Annotated in this window: 22 protein-coding genes; 3 read left to right on the top strand and 19 right to left on the bottom strand. The window is 29.6% G+C overall.

What is annotated here, in order from left to right:
• Positions 1-49 precede the first annotated feature (49 nt).
• Both BN1865_RS12880 and BN1865_RS12875 read left to right on the top strand, forming a co-directional pair.
• Positions 50-1,177, top strand: a complete 1,128-nt coding sequence (locus tag BN1865_RS12880) for a site-specific integrase (protein WP_050637674.1) — start codon at positions 50-52, stop codon at positions 1,175-1,177.
• Positions 1,178-1,329: 152 nt separating this feature from the next.
• Complete coding sequence (locus BN1865_RS12875; protein ID WP_232780397.1) at positions 1,330-1,695, top strand: hypothetical protein; 366 nt, start codon at positions 1,330-1,332, stop codon at positions 1,693-1,695.
• A gap of 48 nt (positions 1,696-1,743) precedes the next feature.
• Here the strand turns inward: BN1865_RS12875 and BN1865_RS12870 are convergent, their stop codons facing one another.
• The 14 genes from BN1865_RS12870 to BN1865_RS12805 form a co-directional block, all read right to left on the bottom strand.
• Positions 1,744-2,508 carry a hypothetical protein gene (locus tag BN1865_RS12870; RefSeq protein WP_050637672.1) on the bottom strand — a complete coding sequence of 255 codons (765 nt, stop codon included), beginning with the start codon at positions 2,506-2,508 and terminating at the stop codon, positions 1,744-1,746.
• Entirely contained in the window at positions 2,501-3,136 is a 636-nt protein-coding gene (locus tag BN1865_RS12865) for an ATP-binding cassette domain-containing protein (RefSeq protein WP_050637671.1), read from the bottom strand. The genes BN1865_RS12870 and BN1865_RS12865 overlap by 8 nt, the downstream gene beginning before the upstream one ends.
• A gap of 9 nt (positions 3,137-3,145) precedes the next feature.
• A complete protein-coding gene (locus BN1865_RS12860) occupies positions 3,146-4,357 on the bottom strand; it encodes a hypothetical protein (RefSeq protein ID WP_050637670.1) in 1,212 nt (403 codons plus the stop codon).
• A gap of 50 nt (positions 4,358-4,407) precedes the next feature.
• Entirely contained in the window at positions 4,408-5,223 is an 816-nt protein-coding gene (locus tag BN1865_RS12855; protein WP_050637669.1) for a hypothetical protein, read from the bottom strand.
• 141 nt (positions 5,224-5,364) lie between these two features.
• Positions 5,365-5,661 carry a hypothetical protein gene (locus BN1865_RS12850; RefSeq protein WP_157844129.1) on the bottom strand — a complete coding sequence of 99 codons (297 nt, stop codon included), beginning with the start codon at positions 5,659-5,661 and terminating at the stop codon, positions 5,365-5,367.
• A gap of 177 nt (positions 5,662-5,838) precedes the next feature.
• Entirely contained in the window at positions 5,839-6,501 is a 663-nt protein-coding gene (locus tag BN1865_RS12845) for a LytTR family transcriptional regulator DNA-binding domain-containing protein (RefSeq protein WP_050637667.1), read from the bottom strand.
• An 81-nt stretch (positions 6,502-6,582) separates the two neighbouring features.
• Positions 6,583-7,953: a replicative DNA helicase gene (gene dnaB / locus BN1865_RS12840; protein WP_050637666.1), complete on the bottom strand. Its 1,371-nt coding sequence runs from the start codon at positions 7,951-7,953 to the stop codon at positions 6,583-6,585.
• Between the two features lie 12 nt (positions 7,954-7,965).
• The gene (rplI, locus tag BN1865_RS12835; protein WP_050637665.1) at positions 7,966-8,412 is read right to left on the bottom strand and encodes a 50S ribosomal protein L9; all 447 of its coding nucleotides are present in this window, start codon (positions 8,410-8,412) and stop codon (positions 7,966-7,968) included.
• Positions 8,412-10,373 (bottom strand): GGDEF domain-containing protein, encoded by a 1,962-nt coding sequence (locus BN1865_RS12830; protein WP_050637664.1) that lies wholly within the window; start codon positions 10,371-10,373, stop codon positions 8,412-8,414. The genes rplI and BN1865_RS12830 overlap by 1 nt, the downstream gene beginning before the upstream one ends.
• Before the next feature lie 13 nt (positions 10,374-10,386).
• Positions 10,387-11,298: a DUF2232 domain-containing protein gene (locus BN1865_RS12825; RefSeq protein ID WP_050637663.1), complete on the bottom strand. Its 912-nt coding sequence runs from the start codon at positions 11,296-11,298 to the stop codon at positions 10,387-10,389.
• 315 nt (positions 11,299-11,613) lie between these two features.
• On the bottom strand, positions 11,614-11,844 hold the full coding sequence (gene rpsR / locus BN1865_RS12820; protein WP_050637662.1) for a 30S ribosomal protein S18: 231 nt from the start codon (positions 11,842-11,844) through the stop codon (positions 11,614-11,616).
• Positions 11,845-11,858: 14 nt separating this feature from the next.
• Complete coding sequence (gene ssb, locus BN1865_RS12815; RefSeq protein ID WP_050637661.1) at positions 11,859-12,314, bottom strand: single-stranded DNA-binding protein; 456 nt, start codon at positions 12,312-12,314, stop codon at positions 11,859-11,861.
• A gap of 14 nt (positions 12,315-12,328) precedes the next feature.
• Positions 12,329-12,613: a 30S ribosomal protein S6 gene (gene rpsF / locus BN1865_RS12810; protein WP_050637660.1), complete on the bottom strand. Its 285-nt coding sequence runs from the start codon at positions 12,611-12,613 to the stop codon at positions 12,329-12,331.
• 252 nt (positions 12,614-12,865) lie between these two features.
• On the bottom strand, positions 12,866-13,291 hold the full coding sequence (locus tag BN1865_RS12805) for a metallophosphoesterase family protein (protein ID WP_050637659.1): 426 nt from the start codon (positions 13,289-13,291) through the stop codon (positions 12,866-12,868).
• 173 nt (positions 13,292-13,464) lie between these two features.
• On the opposite strand from BN1865_RS12805, the gene BN1865_RS12800 reads away from it, so the two are divergent.
• Entirely contained in the window at positions 13,465-14,076 is a 612-nt protein-coding gene (locus tag BN1865_RS12800) for a peptidoglycan recognition protein family protein (protein WP_050637658.1), read from the top strand.
• A 120-nt stretch (positions 14,077-14,196) separates the two neighbouring features.
• Here BN1865_RS12800 and BN1865_RS12795 read toward each other — a convergent pair whose 3' ends face one another.
• From BN1865_RS12795 to BN1865_RS12775, 5 genes are all read right to left on the bottom strand, one after another.
• The gene (locus BN1865_RS12795; protein ID WP_050637657.1) at positions 14,197-15,330 is read right to left on the bottom strand and encodes a glycoside hydrolase family 10-like protein; all 1,134 of its coding nucleotides are present in this window, start codon (positions 15,328-15,330) and stop codon (positions 14,197-14,199) included.
• A gap of 64 nt (positions 15,331-15,394) precedes the next feature.
• Positions 15,395-16,030: a 2-C-methyl-D-erythritol 4-phosphate cytidylyltransferase gene (ispD, locus tag BN1865_RS12790; RefSeq protein ID WP_050637656.1), complete on the bottom strand. Its 636-nt coding sequence runs from the start codon at positions 16,028-16,030 to the stop codon at positions 15,395-15,397.
• Between the two features lie 44 nt (positions 16,031-16,074).
• Complete coding sequence (locus BN1865_RS12785; protein WP_050637655.1) at positions 16,075-16,590, bottom strand: phosphotransferase-like protein; 516 nt, start codon at positions 16,588-16,590, stop codon at positions 16,075-16,077.
• A gap of 170 nt (positions 16,591-16,760) precedes the next feature.
• Positions 16,761-17,990: an FtsX-like permease family protein gene (locus BN1865_RS12780; protein WP_050637654.1), complete on the bottom strand. Its 1,230-nt coding sequence runs from the start codon at positions 17,988-17,990 to the stop codon at positions 16,761-16,763.
• Positions 17,987-18,757 (bottom strand): ABC transporter ATP-binding protein, encoded by a 771-nt coding sequence (locus tag BN1865_RS12775; protein WP_050637653.1) that lies wholly within the window; start codon positions 18,755-18,757, stop codon positions 17,987-17,989. The genes BN1865_RS12780 and BN1865_RS12775 overlap by 4 nt, the downstream gene beginning before the upstream one ends.
• Positions 18,758-18,843 lie beyond the last annotated feature (86 nt).

Here is an 18,843-nt window from a genome sequence, read left to right as displayed (position 1 = left end):
ATAACTTAAGATAACACATTATTCAAGAAGTTAAAAAGGAGGATTTTATATGAGTATTACAGAAAGAAAACTAAAGAATGGGAAAGTTGTGTATGACAATGCTTTTATGTACAAGGGTACACGATATAAGAAAGGTGGGTTTAAGACAAAAGGACAAGCTGAAAATTGGGAAATAGAAGTTAAATATGACGTAAATAAGAATGGTTCATATTTTGAACCATGCAAGAAAACTTTTGCAATTGTTTGGAATGAATACTATGAACTTGAAAAAGATAGATATGCCCCTGCTACATGTAGAGCTTATGAGCAAGTTATCAGATCAATGAAAAAAGAGAAAATATATAAAACATGGATTATAAACATCAATTACAATATGATCCAAGAATTTTTCAATAAGATTGGTAAAGAAAAAAATAGATATACATGTAATCATTATAAAATTGTGTTTAATCTTGTCTTTAAACATGCGATTAGATGTGGATATATAAAAAACAATCCTATGCCTTATATAATTGTTAAAGGAAACAAAACAAACAATGACCAAGATAAAAAAACAATTACATGGAATGAGTTTATTTTAATATCCAATTATTTTATAAATGATCAATTTGATCTACGTAGCATATATATTGCTTTGCAAATTGGTTGGTATACTGGTGCAAGAATTAGCGAAATACTAGCACTCGAAAAAAATGATATAGATTTTAATAATCATACTATCTCTTTTAATAAGAAACTAGAAAATAGGGTAAATAAACCATACATAGGGAAAATGAAAACTCAAACCTCATATGCAATTGTTCCACTTGCCGAGCCTTTAGAAAACATTCTTCTTGATTGGTTTGACGAAAATCCTTATGATATTATATGCGTTCGTAAAGATGGGAGATATATTAAACATGGTTATATAAATGAGAAAATAAGTGAATTAAACAAACACATTCCTTTTAGATTTCATTTTCATATGCTTAGACACACTTACGCTAGTAATCTAGTTATGCACGGTGTAAACCCAACAGTGGCACAAAAACTACTAAGACATGCCGATGTACAAACAACCCTAAACATTTATACGCATAGTAATATTGATATTGAACGAATGGCTATTAATAGCGTTTTTAATAACAAAGATAATGTCAATTACCCCAAAATTACCCCAAATAAACAAATAAATTAATTTTAAATATTCATACAATTAAATTTATATTGATTAAATCAATATTTTTCTGATTTATTAAAAAACAGAAATATAATGTTGTACATATTTCATTCATAATTCGACTTTATAATAGAATGCAGGTGATGAAAATGAAATGGCTTAGAAATTTTATGTACGGAAGATATGGCGTTGATCAATTTGGTAACTTTTTATTTGTGACTTATATTATTATGGCAGTATTGTCCCTCTTCTTTCCTTTCCTCTCTTTTATCTGTTATGGATTAATTATATATACATTGTTTAGAATGCTTTCTAAACAATATTATAAAAGACGTGCAGAAAATGATTGGTTTTTACAAAAGACAGAAGGAATTAGAAAATTCTTTAGACGACAACAAAACAAATGGAAATATAGAAAAACTCATAAATATTTAAAGTGTCCTCACTGTCATCAATATTTACGAGTTCCTAAAGGAAAAGGTGAAATTACAGTCACTTGTCCTTCATGCCATCAACAATTTGATCAAAGAACATAAACAGCATCAGTTGGATGCTGTTTTTTCGTATAACTTTCCAAAAAACTTTTATGAATCTTCAAAAACAATCTTCCCTTCCATATCTCCATATTCCTTTAATATTTGACTATAGCAATCAAAAAGAAGTTGTTTTGTTTTTTCGTAAACCTCAATATCATCTATCACAGAATAACCATCCATATTTACAGTGACTTCATCCTTTGAAAAATGATACTGAATGTCAAAAAAATCATATTTTTCAAATTCCGTTCTCGCTATTTTAACTTGTTCATCATATAATTTTGTTTTTAATCTTTTAACATTAAACTGAGATTTCATTGGTATCATTCCTAAAGCGCTATTCACTAAATTAAAATGCTGATTATCATCAGGAATCGCTTGTTGCAAGAAAACAATATAATCACATGAATCATCCATTGGTTTATGAACAACTTCAATAGATAATATATCACTTCGAATAGACATTGGCTCATAAATAACAATATCTTCGCTTGATAATTTTCCCTTAAATAACTGAACAACTTTCACTTTTGAATAAAATGTACTATATTTCTGTTGTCGTTCAACAAAATGAATTCTTGCTATAATTTGACTTTTTCGGACCAATTCATCAATATTTTGAACATCATGATAAATATCAAAATCATTAACTCTAGATGGACCAAAATTACAATAAGCATCATTAAACTGTACTGTCTTAAATTTCTGATATTGTTCTTCAAATGTTGTTGATACTGTTTTTGACTTTAAATAGAAACTTCCTGCAATGGTAAGAATAATTGTTAAAACAAAGACTATTATTTTCTTATTCATTAGATATCACCGTCTGATTCTTAAACAAATAGATCATATCACTCAATTCTTTAATATCTTCTTTTTGATGAGATGATATAATAATTAATTTCCCTTTGGCTTTTTCTTCTTTAAGAATATGATATATCAGTTGTACACCATCTTCATCTAAGCCACTCGTCGGTTCATCTAAAATGATAACATCAGGACTTTCCATAACTGCCTGAGCAATCCCTAGCCTTTGTCGCATTCCTAATGAATACTCACCTACTTTTTTTGTATCACTCGCACTCAAACCCACCTTTTCAATAGCTTGTGAAACCTCTTGTATCCCTATCTTATGATTTAATCTTGCTAGTGTCATCAAATTCTCTTGTGCATCCATTTCATTAAAAAACTCTGGTTTTTCTATAATCACACCTAAAGAATAAGGAACCCTTTTATGAAAATTAACCTCTTGACCATCACAAATCACTTTTCCTTCACTTGCATAAACAAGCCCACATAATATTCTCATTAACATTGTTTTGCCACTACCGTTCGTTCCTACAAAAGCATAAATATGTCCACTTTCCATTTCCATATTCACATTTTGTAATATAATTCTATTTTTAATGACTTTGGAAATATTGGTAAGTTCTATTTTCATAATGACCTCCTAATAATATTCATGATGGTTCATAAGATAAACAATGATATTATAGATGATAAATATAAAGCAAAGATAACATAGTGTTGTTATAAGATGATCATCCAATAATAAGAATTGTAATGGTACAATTTCCATCATACCTATAAATGTAACAACAATGACATAAGCAATAATAATTGAATTAAATATACTTTCAGATTTTGTAATGATATAACCAACAATCAATAAACTTAACAATACAATACTATAGAAAAAATACTGACAGGACATTAATACTAATGAGAAATCAAATACTTGATAAAACAAACAATGAAAAACAAATTTACTACAAACAACAATGAATATAAACAAATAAAGTTCTTTCATGATTTGATGAACCCATTTTCTTTTACTCTTAATCCTAACAGCATAGAAAGTATAATTTAATCGATATCTCTCACAAAACATCATAAATCCTATATACATCAACATAATTTTTGGAATCATCCATATCAAAGTCACAAACAATTCATTGCTTTGCATAAAACCATAATAATTATTTAATGACAACGATGTATCTATCAATGATTGATTACGTAAAAATAATTCAGAAACAATTTCTACAAAAATACAACCAGCTAACATCATTATTCTCTTATCTATTCTCAGTTTCCTTTTTTGATTAAAATAAAGTTTATTAATCACTACACAACATACAATCACAAATAAATAAGCAACTATTAAAATATAATTTCCACTTAGTCCCTCATAAGTCAATGTATATGACCCAAGACTCAACTGAGTATGCACAATAATACGAAATGCTATGAGTAGAACTCCACACGTTATAAATGCATAATAATATTGTTTTGTTATTTCTAGAATTGTTGTATAAATCATTGTATAAGCAAGGTACATCAATAATAAAGTCAAGATAATAACAGCTAATGAATAAAAACTTTCCAATGAAAATGTCTGAAACCCTAGAATGATTGCAATGACTATTTGCCACACCAAGAATTCTATTGCTTCTGAAATATTTGATTGAAAATGATGGTATCTCACTTCTTGTAAACTCTTAAATCTTGTCTGTATAAATGTATTACGATAATAACGATAATGAAAATACATAAATCCAATCATCAATAACATAGGAAAATAAATAATTTGATTAATAACAATAAATGCAAATGGTCCATCCTCTCCAGGAACAGTCCATTTCATTGCAATGGATATCATAAATGCAAATATATAGAGGCAACTTTTTATCCTATTATATAATCGACTATTCATTTTAACATAACATCTTTTCTTACAAATACAATCGCTGCGATAATTGATATCAGAAAAAACGCAATAGGATAAAAATATTGGGCATTCATCAAATTGTTAGAAACATAACAATATGGTGCTAGAAGTTCATAAAAAGGAACAACCATCGGATGAACAAAAACAGTTAGCATTGAAAGCATGAATACACCACCATATATAACAACCTTAAACTTTGTAAACAAGGCAATAACCATTGTTAATTGTGCCACAATACCCATCATTATCGAAGATAACAAAGAATACATACCAAGGTAAAGTACAGGATTAAGAAAATACAGATTATAATAACGTAAGGTTGTAGTTATCCCTCTCGTGCTATAACCAAAAAACAATCTCATAGGATGATTATAAAAGCTTTGTTCTTCTCCAAAAATAATATACCCAAATAAGATTGCAAATCCTACAGTCATAAACATCATCAGAAAACCAATTATAAAAGATGTCATCAATTTAGAAATAATATAAACTTTCTTATTCTTCCTTATCAATATATGAGTAAGACTGCTTTTCTCTTTTATCATCATTATGCCAATCGGAATCGCAACAATTAATGGAAAAACCAAAACTAATGATGTGTAGCGAAACAGCGAACTCTGACTCATAATTAAATTAGCCATATACGCTGATCCATAATATTGTAACTGAATATTATTTCTATCGTATATAGATGAAAAAGTTAACAGAAAAATATAAAGGATAAGTATTGAACAAATGATTAAAAATGGTGTTCTTTTAAAAAACATTGAAAAATCATAACGTAACTGTCTTAGCATATAAATAGCCTCCATTACTTTTAAGAAAGAGAAAAAGGATACAATAAATTCTAATAATAATCAATATAGCCGTTTGTTGAATATGATATGCCAACTCCACCATCACAATCGCCATATGATATAGCAATTTTCGTTCCTTTGCTAGAAAAACTTCCAGCAATATAGTCTTGGTTTTTTTTCCCCACCATTCTCAGTAACAACTAATCCACTTTGATATAATTTTTTCATATCTTCACTAAAAGTTGTTATAATAATACGCCTTGGACTCCCAGTCACCAATTCAAATTCTGCTCCAGTTTTACCTGTGTTTGTTGTTTTGGTTTCAAACAGAGTATTTTTAGCATTATACTGAACCCTACTTATTGTTGTTTTGCTGGCAAAAACATTTGTAAACCCTAGTGAACCAACAAGCGCAATAGAAATGAGAGACAATTTCACTTTTTGTAAAAAAAGTCATGTTTTTTATACGAATCATATCAATACTACCTTCCCCAATTTCAATCTCTATTATCAAATCACGCAATCAGTATCCTTTTTCTTTAATTTTATTATATCATATCATTTATTAATATTTTTAGTTTTATAGTTATTCGTTTGCTTTTTATTGTTATTCGTTTATTGTCTGAACATTGCCTTTCTAATTTTAGTTCTATTACGGACACTTACATCAAATGACTGTCTAATTCCATCTATATATAGTTGACGACCATTAAAATGAATCATTTTGTCTTTATTCACAAGTGTTGATTGATCAACATGGATAAATTGATTTTTTAAAAGAGATTGCATTTTCTTTAATGAACACCCTTTATAAATATATTGTTGATTATGATAGACAAAAGCAACATTATTACTACCAATATATTGAACATAGAGTATATCTTTAAAAAAGAAATATTTGTTCTCTCTATGAATATTCAATACAATATAATTTTGCTCTATTATCATAGCTAGTACTTCTTCAACTTCCGCTTCGACACAGTCATCAGTTTTTAATATAAATGCATAAACATTTGGACCAAATGCTTTTTTCATATTTTTACCTGTATCAGCGATAAAAACTATAATTTTATCGTAGTTCATCTTACTGTACTTTAAGCCTGATATTTTGGGATCATCTGCATTCAAAAATATAATTTTAAACTCCTGGTCTACATTTTCCATATCAACGATATCATCAAAAACATAAACCAATAGTTCATGATTATATAAGTTCTTAATCATTTGAGATAAATGACTACAAAAGTTCTTATCACTATCAATAATTGCTATATTCATATTTGATTCCCCTTATCCTTTTTCTTTATTATAACACACTATTTTGTATAACAAAAAAAGTAAAGATTCGATATCCTTACTTTATGTTCTTATATCTTTTACACCCTCAAGTGGATTAATCTGCTGATCGCCACGGGCAGGATTAGCAAATTTACTATACTGTTTTAAGAAAACAAGACGAATATCTGCTAAAGCACCATTACGATGCTTAGCGATGATAATATCTGTAGCCCCTTGTGTTTCTGCTTCTTTTTTAGGATCTTGATAATCTTCACGATGAATAAAAGAAACAATATCGGCATCTTGTTCGATTGCTCCTGACTCTCTTAAATCAGATAGTACTGGTCGCTTATTATCACGTTTTTCAACAGATCGTGATAACTGACTTAATGCAATAACAGGGACTTCTAATTCTCTGGCAATCATTTTTAATTGTCTTGATATATCTGAAACTTCCTGTTGACGAGATTCTCGACTATTGGCTGGTCCTGAAATCAATTGTAAATAGTCAATAACAATTAATTTAATGCCGTGATCTCTCTTTAATCTACGACACTTGGCAGCAATTTCCCCAACACGAATACCAGGCGTATCATCAATATAAAGATTACATTTTGAAACTTTATCTGCTGCTGCATAATATCTTTCATTATTCTCTTTTAAAATAGAACCTGATCGTAAAGATTCTGCATTCAGACTACCAGCCGAACAAATAATACGCTGAATTAATTGTTCAGCAGGCATTTCCAATGAAAAAACAGCAACTGCTTCATCAGATTTATAAGATACATTATAAGCCACATTCAATGCAAAAGCAGTTTTACCTACAGATGGTCTTGCTGCTAAAATGATTAAATCACCTTTTTGAAATCCTGATGTTAATTTATCCAAATCATAGTATCCTGTTTTGACACCTGATATTTTTCCATCAGATTTTTGTAACATCACAAGTCGATCTGTAACCTTTTGAATAACAGATTTTACATCCTGAAATTCTCCAGCATTACGATCTCTTGTGACATTTAAAAAGTTTTTTTCTGCTTCACCAATAAAATCATTTAAATTCCCTATATCACCATAAGCCTGATCAATAATTTCAGTTGACTCTTGAATCAATCTTCTTAACAAAGATTTTTCATTCAAAATCTTCAAATAATACTCACTGTGAGCAGTTGTAGGAACAGATTCACTTAATTGCAATAAATATTCTACTCCCCCAACTTTTTCTAATAGTTTCTTATCAATAAGATAAGATGTCAATGTTGTTACATCCACAGGATTATTTTGACTATCTATAAATTGCATAGCCTCAAAAAGAAGGCGATGGCTATCTAAATAAAAATCTTCCTTTGTCGCAAGGCTTAAAATACTTTGGCATGCATCACCTGATATTAACATTGATCCCAATAAAGATCTTTCTGCTTCTATATCATGTGGATATTCTCTAGCCATCTTCCTACCTCCTTATTTTTCTTGTAAATGCACTTTAATCGTTGCAATCACATCTTTATATAATTCAATTTCTAATCTTGTATACCCTAAAGCTTGAATTGGTCTTGCATTAATAAATTTTCTCTTATCAATTTTAATATCATGTTTTTTTAATAATTCTTCAGCAATATTTTTAGTAGAAACACTTCCAAAAGTTTTCCCATCTTTCCCTGAAGATAAATAAAATTCTAATGTAATCCCTTCTAAAACATCCTTTAACTCTTGGGCTTTCTTTTTATTTTCTAATTCTTGCAAACGTTCTTTTTCCTTATTCTGTGCAACAATTTCTTTCCCATGTTCAGTTGCTAAAACAGCCATTTTATTCTTAATTAGAAAGTTTTGACCATATCCATCAGCAACATTAACAATTTCCCCTTTCTTTCCTACTTTCTTTACATCTTGTGTTAAAATCACTTTCATTATACTTCACCTCTATCATCTAAATATTCTTTAATTTTTTCTTCTAGTAAAAGACGTACATCTTCTATACTCTGATTTTCAAATTGGGCTGCTGCCATACTAAAATGACCACCACCACCCATATTTTCCATAATAATTTGAACATTAATATCTTTAGCACTTCTTGCACTAATTGCAACAACTGATTTTGACACACGTCCAATCGTAAATGATGCTTTAATTCCACTCACTTCTAATAATGAATTACTCGCCTTTGAAAGCATCGCTCTTGTATAATCTTCATTTTCTTCCCCACAGGAAATTAATATATATGGATTATATTGATATGATCTCTGTGTTACAGAAAGTTTCTTTAAAGTTTCTTCATATGAATCTTCTAAAAATTCATATGCCTGAGTTACATTTGCTTGTAATTCTTTTAAATATGCTGCGGATTGAAAAGTACGCACTCCCACTCTTTGCTTGAAATTATTTGTATCCACAAGCATTCCAGCATACATAATTGTTGCATCTAATTCATTCATATCAACTTCTGTATTTTGATAATCGCATAATTCTACAACCAATTCAACCGTACTTGAAGCCGCTGGTTCCAAATAAGTTAAAACAGGCGCTTCAATAAACTCTTCACCACGTCGATGATGATCAATAATGACCTTATTTTTCACTCGCTCAAGCAATGCATTAGAAATAGCCAAACTTGGCTTATGGTTATCAACAATAATTAATAAAGTATTCTTTCCAATACGTTCCATAGCCTCAGTATAACTGACGATAAGCCCTTTATATCTTTCATCAGATTTTACTAAATTTGCAACATTCTTCGTCTTTTGTTCAATTGAATCAAAATCCAAAACAATATTCGTTTTCTTTCCATAAGCCTTCGCAATCTTAGCCACACCTAATGATGCTCCAAATGAATCCAAGTCCGAATTTTTATGTCCCATCACCAGTACCAATCCAGAATTCTTTATCAAGCCAGCTAAAGACTGGGCAATGACTCTTGCTCGTACTTTACTACTTTTTTCAAATGTATCACTATTTCCACCAAAAAACTTAACATTATCATCACCAGATTTGACAGCCACCTGATCTCCACCACGAGAATAAGTCAGATTTAAAGCATTTGATGCCATATCATCTAATTCTCTTAAAACACGTGAATCTCGTCCAATTCCAATACTTAAAGTCATAACCTCATCAAGTTCTCTAGACATTTCTTTAAATGTATCTAAAATAGCAAACTTATTTTCAACTTGCTTTTTATAAATTCTTTCATTAAAAAAAGCCAAATAACCACCGGACTTAAACCTTCTAATAATAATTCCGTTAGAATAAGCCCAATCAACAATAACTTGTCTTGATTTTGATTGAATAAGTGCCATTTTAGGTTCATCAGCATTTTCTAATGTCTCTTCATAGTTATCTATTGTAATGTAAGCCATACAAACCTGTTGATCTAAATAATCCTGTTGTAAAGATAAAAATTGTGTCACATCTTTTAAATAAATTAATTTTGTTTCCTTACTATTATACGCTTCAAAACGTTTTCCTTTAATATCAATCACTTTAATATCTTCATCATCAAATAATGAAGCTAAATGTGGTTGCCATTCCAGTAATTTTACTCCCACAATATTAATATTCATTTCTTTAAACAAATCACTTGTCCAAACAACATTTCTTGTCTCATCATACTGAATCAATGCAATACCACCAAAAATCAAAGCATTCTTTGCATCAATATTCAAAGCCTCAGAAACACTCATATTATTTGTTTCTAAAAGATATGACAAATAAGCAAAAATAATAAATAAAATAATATTCTTTACAAGAGCATATACAGCAAAAGCAAACAACATAGAGTGGTTAATAAGAAGATACAATCCAAATAATAAGACTGATTCACCAATTAATAAACCTACAATAAGATTTCTTATCTGAATAATTCTTCTTGTCATGATTCATCCCTCCTTAATCGTTGCTATGTCCATTATACAATAAATTTGCCCTTAAATCACTAAATATATCTATGATTCCTACGACTACATATAAACTATTGACCATTGGTATAAGGATTCCTATAAAAACAAGAATCATCCATCTTGGCTTTTCTTTCATAATCAACAACCATGATAAAAAAGAAAGTCCCTGTAATGCAAACGTCACCACTGCTATTGTATAAGCATAAGAAAGATAAACACTTTGATATCCAATAAAATTCTGTACAACATATGATCCAAACAATAAAACAACTAAAATCAAACCCGTTTTACGACTTAAATGCATAGTTGCAATATGAAATGATCCAGGAAACTGAATATTTAATCTCGTTAAAGTGATTTGACATAATAGTAAAATAACATACATTTCCATAACTGATGTTAATAAGATCACTAATGGTGCCATGGACAAAAAGAAATCAAGCGAAATCTTTTGTGACAATGCCGTGATTGGTTGAATCATTGTCATATACATTTCTTCCATTTCAGCCATAAAATGAATACCTAGTAACCCTGAAAACACTTCATAAATCAAAATATTATTCAAAAAAGTAACAACCAAGGTTCCTAAAAGTATTGTTTCCTTTTTTGCCTGACGTTTTAACGCTTCACCAATAAATAGTCCTGCCAGACATGAAGAAATAGAAGAGATAATAAAGAATGGTAATCCCATCATTGCAATCACAATCATTGCGACAACACACACAATTGCATTGTCTTTGAGTGTATATGTGTAACCATACCATACAAGCGGTATCACCATAACATAACAAATAAATATATCAAACATACTTCCAGTATAAGTATTCAATAATGACAAAGCACCAAAGATGGCAGCAATCATTGCCCCTTGAACCATTTTCTTTGTATTTGTTTTTCCCATAGGAACTCCTTTCTTAAACAGTCTCATTATAACATAATATGATTAACTGAATATATCTCAATTGACTTCCTTTAAAGGATAAATTTCATTATAAAGGATAGAACTTGATTTGAAAAGATAACATTTATTATAAATGTCTGTTTTCATCAGGAATTTTATCATATTATGTCATTTTTATGTATTAAACTTTTTAGTTATATGGATATATCAAAGAGTATATTTTTCTTATTTTATGATTTTTTATATTATATAAAGTTAATAGATTTTAATATAAAAAGAAAAAACCTTGAATTTATCAAGGTTTTCTTACTTTAATTATTCACCAACGTATGGTAATAATGCCATTTGTCTAGCACGTTTAATAGCTGATGCTAATTGTCTTTGGTATTTAGCGCTTGTTCCTGTTACACGTCTAGGAATGATTTTTCCATTTGCAGAAACGAATCTTTTTAATAATTCAACATCTTTATAATCAATGTAATCAATCTTGTTTTTTGTAAAGTAGCAAACTTTCTTTCTACCCATTCTTTGTCTTTTGAATGCCATAAGTCTTATCCTCCTTAAAATTGAATGTCATCTTCCATGATATCAAATGAATCAAAAGAATTATCAAAATCCTTTTCTAAATCCACTGTTTTCATATCATAGAAATTATCTTGTTCCACTTGAGGTTGTTGTTGCTGTGCTCTTTCCCTAGCAGCTTTCGTTTCTAAGAATTGAACGCTATCACATACAACTTCTACAACATATACTTTTTGTCCTTGTGCATTATCATAACTACGAGAACGTAGTCTTCCTTCTACACCAACTAAAGATCCTTTTGAACAATATCTCTCAACATTTTCAGCCACTTTATTCCAAACAACACAATTGATATAATCAGCTTGTTGTCCATCAGCAGATTGAAAATTACGATTTAATGCCAATGTAAAACTTGTTACAGCAGCACCAGTATTTGTTCTTCTTAGTTCTGGGTCTCTTGTCATTCTACCAACGAGTACGACACGATTAATCATATATTACGCACCTCTTAATCTCTTCTAAGAGTTAAATGACGTAACATGCTTGCATTAATACGTGATAAACGTTCGAATTCAGCAATATTAGCTGGAGTTGTTGTTGTATCCATAACAACATAATATCCTTTAGTATAATCTTTGATTTCGTAAGCTAAATCACGTAATCCCCATTCGTTTACATTATCTACAGTTCCTTCAGTATTTGTTAATACTTTTTTGAAGTTTTCGATAATTGCATTTCTTGCATCTTCTTCAACGTCTGGTTTTACAATAAACATAATTTCATATTTGTTCATCTTTTTACCTCCTCCTATGGTCTATGGTCTACATACTCATATGCAGACAGGCAGTAAATATTTTTACATGCTTATGCATTATATCATAAAGAAATTCAAATTACAATGAATTTATCATTATTTTTGCATTTTCATAGTTACTTCATTCTCTTAAAAGTAATGAACATAATAATACAATTATAACATATAATCATTTTGTCCTTTTATCATTAAAAATAAGACAACGCTAAGCTTCTATTGACTATAATTTCTTTATAATCGCATCTGAGTTATTGTATAACGATCACCATCAATATCAATCAAAGCATATGTTAATGGTAAAGAGAATCTTTTTCGACCACAACTCCCAGGATTCAAATATTGAATCCCCTCTTTCTGATAACATTCATACCGATGGGAATGGCCATATATATAAAAGTCTGTGTCCTGCCATTCTTTTATCTGATGAGTCATATAGAAACGAAATCCCCCTATACTAAAAAATATCTCATCATCTAAATCTAATTGGTCATTATTGCCCTTAACTGCAATCACTTGCGTCAATGCTTTTAATCTATCAAGAATATCCTCTTGCATAATATCACCAGCATGTAGAATATAATCACAATCTTTAAGAATATCCAAAACTTCTTCTCTTAAAACATTATGTGTGTCAGAAATGACTCCTATTCTATACATCATTATCTCATCTCAACTTTCTTTATCAATTTCATATGAATACTATACATTTTTTATCAAATGATTTACAATAACTTTATCATTATTTCATATTTCTTAAGAAGTTATTCTTTATTTATTAATACATTATCTATATTTTCTGTCATAATGGAATCGACAAATGGGGTGAAAAAATGAAAAGAAAGAAAAAGAAACTAAAAAAAGGAATATTATTTATGCTTATTTTCCTCATTATTTTAGGAATTGGCGGGGGATACTATATTACAACAAGACATAATGACATCGAAGAATATAATGTTGAAGGTTTATCTATTCAACATCAGTTTTTAACTGTTAATCCTTATTCAAGAAGTGGAAAAAATTTACCGAGAGTTAATGGCATTGTTGTTCATTACACAGCGAATCCAGGCTCTACTGCACAAAATAATCATGATTATTTTGAAAGTCTTAAAAATAAAAAAACAGCTTCTGTATCAAGCCATTTTATTATTGGATTAAAAGGAGAAATTATTCAGTGTATTCCTTTAAATGAAGTTGCTTATGCTTCTAATAACCGTAATAAAGATACAATTTCTATTGAATGCTGTCATCCTGATAAAAGTGGAAAATTCAATACCCAAACTTATCAATCCCTTCAAAAACTTGTTCAGGCATTAATGAAAACTTATCATCTAGGTCAAGACAATATTATTAGACACTATGACGTCACTAAAAAAATATGTCCTAAATATTTTGTGGATTATCCTGAAGAATGGGAAAAATTTCTTGATTCTTTAGAAAATTAAAAGAAAGATGAAACTCATCTTTCTTTTTAACATCCACCTATTTCTCGACACCTATAAAGGCGAAATAGGTTTTATGTCGGCTCGTTGTTATCTTAACATAACTTTTAGATAAGTCAAGAATTAATTATAGGGATGGGCTCTAATCAGTTCATCCATTTCTTTTTGACCAGTCCTTTTTAATAATGAAGAATAATTAAACAAACTATATCCCTGATATTTATTTTGATAAAGAATTTGAATTTGTTGAGATAAATTATCAGATGTTGCTTGCCATCCTTGATCAACATCAGCTTCTTCTCCAGCACGATACAAAGCTAAACCAGCATACAAAATAACATCATCTCGACGCTTTAATCCAGCAAACTGTTTTGTTCGATTTGTAAACATCTTTGTTTTTCCATCAGTTCCATATTGATCACTCCAATATATCTGTGGCATAAGATAATCAATGAACCCTTCTTCCTTTAACCATGTATCAACATCTGCACCTTCATTGATACAATTTTGATAATTACCCTGAGGACTAATTCCAAAAGTGACATTTTGATTAATTGCTTTAATACTTTGATAAACATCTTGAATCAAGACATTCACATTATCTAGTCTCTGATTCTGCGTTGTTCCTGTATGTGTTCCATCAACATAAAAATAATCATCAAAATGAATGCCATCTACTTCATAATTTTCTACAATTTCTTTCACTCCAGCAACAATATAATCTCTTACATCCTGACTTGCAGGATTCAAAATATATTTAAAGGTGGCATATCCTATAGATTTGCTTGTATCTTCTAACCATGAACTTTTTGGTGATAATTGGATAAATTGCTGATATGTTGTTTTATTGAGAGAAATTCGATAGGGATTAATCCATGCTTCTATAGATAAACCATGATCATGAGCAATTTTAACCATCTCTTCTAAAGGATCAAAAGATAATGATGATCTTTGTGTAATCACTTTTGAAATAGGAAATATTTGAGATTGATAGAGAGCGTCAGCAAAAGGTCTCACTTGTACGATGACTGTATTATTTTTATATTTTTCAACATTGTCTATTGCTTCTTCAAAATCATTAATAAATGCTTTTTTTGATTCATATGAAAACTTAGCTAAATCTGAATAAGTTAACCAAACAGCTCTTTTATTAAAGGAAGAAAGGGTACATGAAACTTGTGGAAAAAAGAAATAAACAATAAAACTTATACACAACAAAATGAGAATAACAGTTATACTTTGTCGCTTTTTTCTCATTTTCTTTCCCCCATTTCATTTACATAAACATTTCCATTAATCATTCTATGCATAAACAAATAAATTATATCAAATCTTCTTTTGTTGTTATTTTAGAATTCTCATAATCACCCATTACAGCATAAACCTTTTCATGACTAAACATCTCTACCATCTGCGCATCATCAGTAGCTTCATAATGAGCCAAAATTCCTTGACGATAAGCTTCCTTTACAATATCAGTATGAAAAGCCTGAGGTGTTTGAGCCTGCATTAATTCACTTCGCTTTAAAGTTTCAATAACCTGTCCATCAACAACTCTTTTAATTGTATCTTTACAAGGGACCATTAATAAACATGCTTTATGGGTATCTAGACATGTCAGTAATGCATCAATAGATTGTTTTTTCAAATGAGGTCTTGCGCCATCATGGATCAATACATATTGAGATGTCACATGCTGAAGTCCTTCATACACACTATCTTGTCGCTCTACTCCACCATCAACAAATATAATTCTTTGATCATCAGATAACTGCTTAAATGTATCTCTTTCATAGGGTTGTGTCACAACAATAATTTGTTGACATCTAGAATCTTGTCTAAAACAATCAAGAGTCATTTCATATATTGTTTTGTCGTTTATTTGATAAAGCATCTTATTGTATTGCAAACCTGTTCTTGTTCCCTTACCAGCACATAAAATAATTACACTATACATTCTCATTGCCTCCTATTTTTACTATCATTAATACCAATTTATAACTATTCATCAATATTGATTTCATACTTATCATCAATCAGTAAATAATTCACATTATGACTTTGAGCCCGCTTTAAGAAGCGAGCATTATCTTCTAAAACACTTTCTAAAGTACAACTCTCATCTTCTAAACGTCTTTCTATGATATTGGCATACCCTTTAATACTTTCAAAATATTTTTTAATATAATCCTCACTCATCACCAGACAATAATATTTAATATAATCAAGATACTCTTTTTCAAAATCATTTGACCAATCAAAAGGAATATAACATCCCTCTACAATCAAATTTTGTCCATTCTCTATAGCAGTCTTAACCATTTCACAAACAATAGGCCATAAATACTGAGTCAGGGCTTGTTCATCACTCATTGGTGTTAGTTTTGTATTTTGACTACGAATTAATCCCATTTTTAAATGGTCTATTGATAAATAGGGATACTGATATTTTTCAAGCATTCTTTGAGCAAGGGCTGTTTTGCCTGTATGTGAGGCACCGGTTATCAACACAATCATTTTATTTCTCCATTTTATAAATGTCTACGATATGTATATTCTACCATTAAATCATAACTTTTTCTATGCTTTTACAAAAAGCAGATTCCATCTATTTTCTTCCACTATTTCATCAAATATAAATTAAAAACAAATCATTCAAAAAGATCACTATAACTTGAGTGATCTTTCTACATTTCCATCTGTTTTTTATATTGCCAGTAATTAATAAATCCACATAATAATAATGGTATACATACTCCTATAGTAAGCAACATCACCATATAAATATTCATAAACTGATGAATCAATAAAGATATAAATATATGTAACATATAAAATAAATTCAATCCTAATATTATACTATAAAAAAGTGTTATTTCCTTTTGAATCATTTTATATAAATCATGTTTTTGATAACCAATTCGCATTAATGTCAAAAAAAGTTTTTGACGTCCTACTGTTTCTGTTGCAAAACGAAACAGTATCGTTAATGATAACAAACAATTCATTGCAACATAAGTCATATAAATCAATGCTTGATACACAGTATCATCTAACCCCATCACAAATAAACCTATCATTAAAATCACACTTGTAATTAAAAAAACAATATAGTTTTCCATATAAATAATATCTCGTCTTAAAAAACCTAAATAAGCTAACTGATAAGGATTTTCTAAATGTTCTTGAATATAATCATCAATATAAGGAATCAATATTTGTCGTAAACATTGCCGCATCCCAATCATTCCAACCATAGAAAAAAGAATAAAAGATGATGGAACATCTCCATATATATAAATAAAAACAAGAGGTCCAATAAACATAATCAGACTTAAACGTTTTTTTGTTGATATATGAAAATGAAAAGGTAAAGCAATACGTGTTGTTTTTTGAGCACGGTCACCTTGCATCAGCATGACAATAGAACTACGATAAGCATACCCTAAATTCAAAATAGTACACCAGAAAATCTCACATAAAAGCATTGTTATCATAACCCAAAACCCTTCTTGAGTTAATGGCACTGTAAATGGTAAAAGCCATAAAATAATAACAGAAATCACCATTGCAAAAGGAATAGCCAGTATAAACAAAATAACAGTCTGTGATAATAAGAAAACAGCCAATTGAACAAAAGTCGCTCCACAAACCAATCGAACAGCTAAATCATTTGCTTTTTTCTTAACATAAAAATCATTCGCAAAAAAGACTGATAAAAGACAAATCACTAACACAAAAACACTTAAATAAGTCACAATATTATTTTGACTATTAATAAAAGTCATTCCAATCATTGGTGAACAAGCAATTTGAAAGAAAACAAAGATTAATAAAGTTGTTAAAACAAAAGTTAGCCAGTAAAAAAGAGAACGTTGTAAATCTTCTTGAATAGATTGAAAAGCTTCCCTTATCATTTTTGAAAAAGCCTCCTTGATTCTACTGAATTCAATTCAACAATCTGTTCAAAATATTCATCCTGACTTAACTGATGACGCTCTAATGTCTCTTCAATATAACCATCTTTAATATAGATTAAACGTGATGAATAGGAAGCAATAAGTGGATCATGTGAAACCATAATAATCGTCACATGATTTTGTTCATTTAATCTCTTTAACAACATTAACAGTTCATGCGAATTTTCACTATCAAGATTACCCGTTGGTTCATCAGCAATAATAATCTGTGGATTTGCTATTAAAGCACGACAAATAGCTGCACGTTGCTTTTGTCCACCTGAACATTGATAAGGATATTTCTTTAACAGATGCGCAATATTAAACTGCTCTGCCATCTCTTTGACACGCTGGCTAATATCTGCCTGTTTCACTTTTGCCAAAGCCAAAGGCATAGCAATATTTTCATAAAGTGTATGAGTATCCAGCAAATTAAAATCCTGAAAAACAAAACCTAAGTTTTGATAACGAAATCGACCAATTTCCTGAGATGACATTGTTCTTATGTCTATATCATGAATACGTACTGATCCATATGTTGGGATATCAATTGTTGAAATATTATTAATAAAAGTTGATTTCCCACTACCACTTGGTCCCATTACACAAATAAATTCTCCCAAACGGACTGCAAAATCAATACTATGTAAGGCCTCAAACTCATTTTCTGTATGAAGTCCATATATTTTTGTTAAATTCTTAGCTTGTAAAACATATTCTTCCATCATAGCACCTCGTTTTATTTTTGCATATATATTTAAACATAATTCAAGTATATCATGTGTGTGTCATAAATGCACCTTATCTTATT

This window comes from Candidatus Stoquefichus sp. SB1, from assembly GCF_001244545.1.
GTDB lineage: Bacteria > Bacillota_I > Bacilli_A > Erysipelotrichales > Coprobacillaceae > Stoquefichus.
Note: the sequence above shows the minus strand (reverse complement) of the source record. Positions and strands in the feature narration are given on the sequence as shown.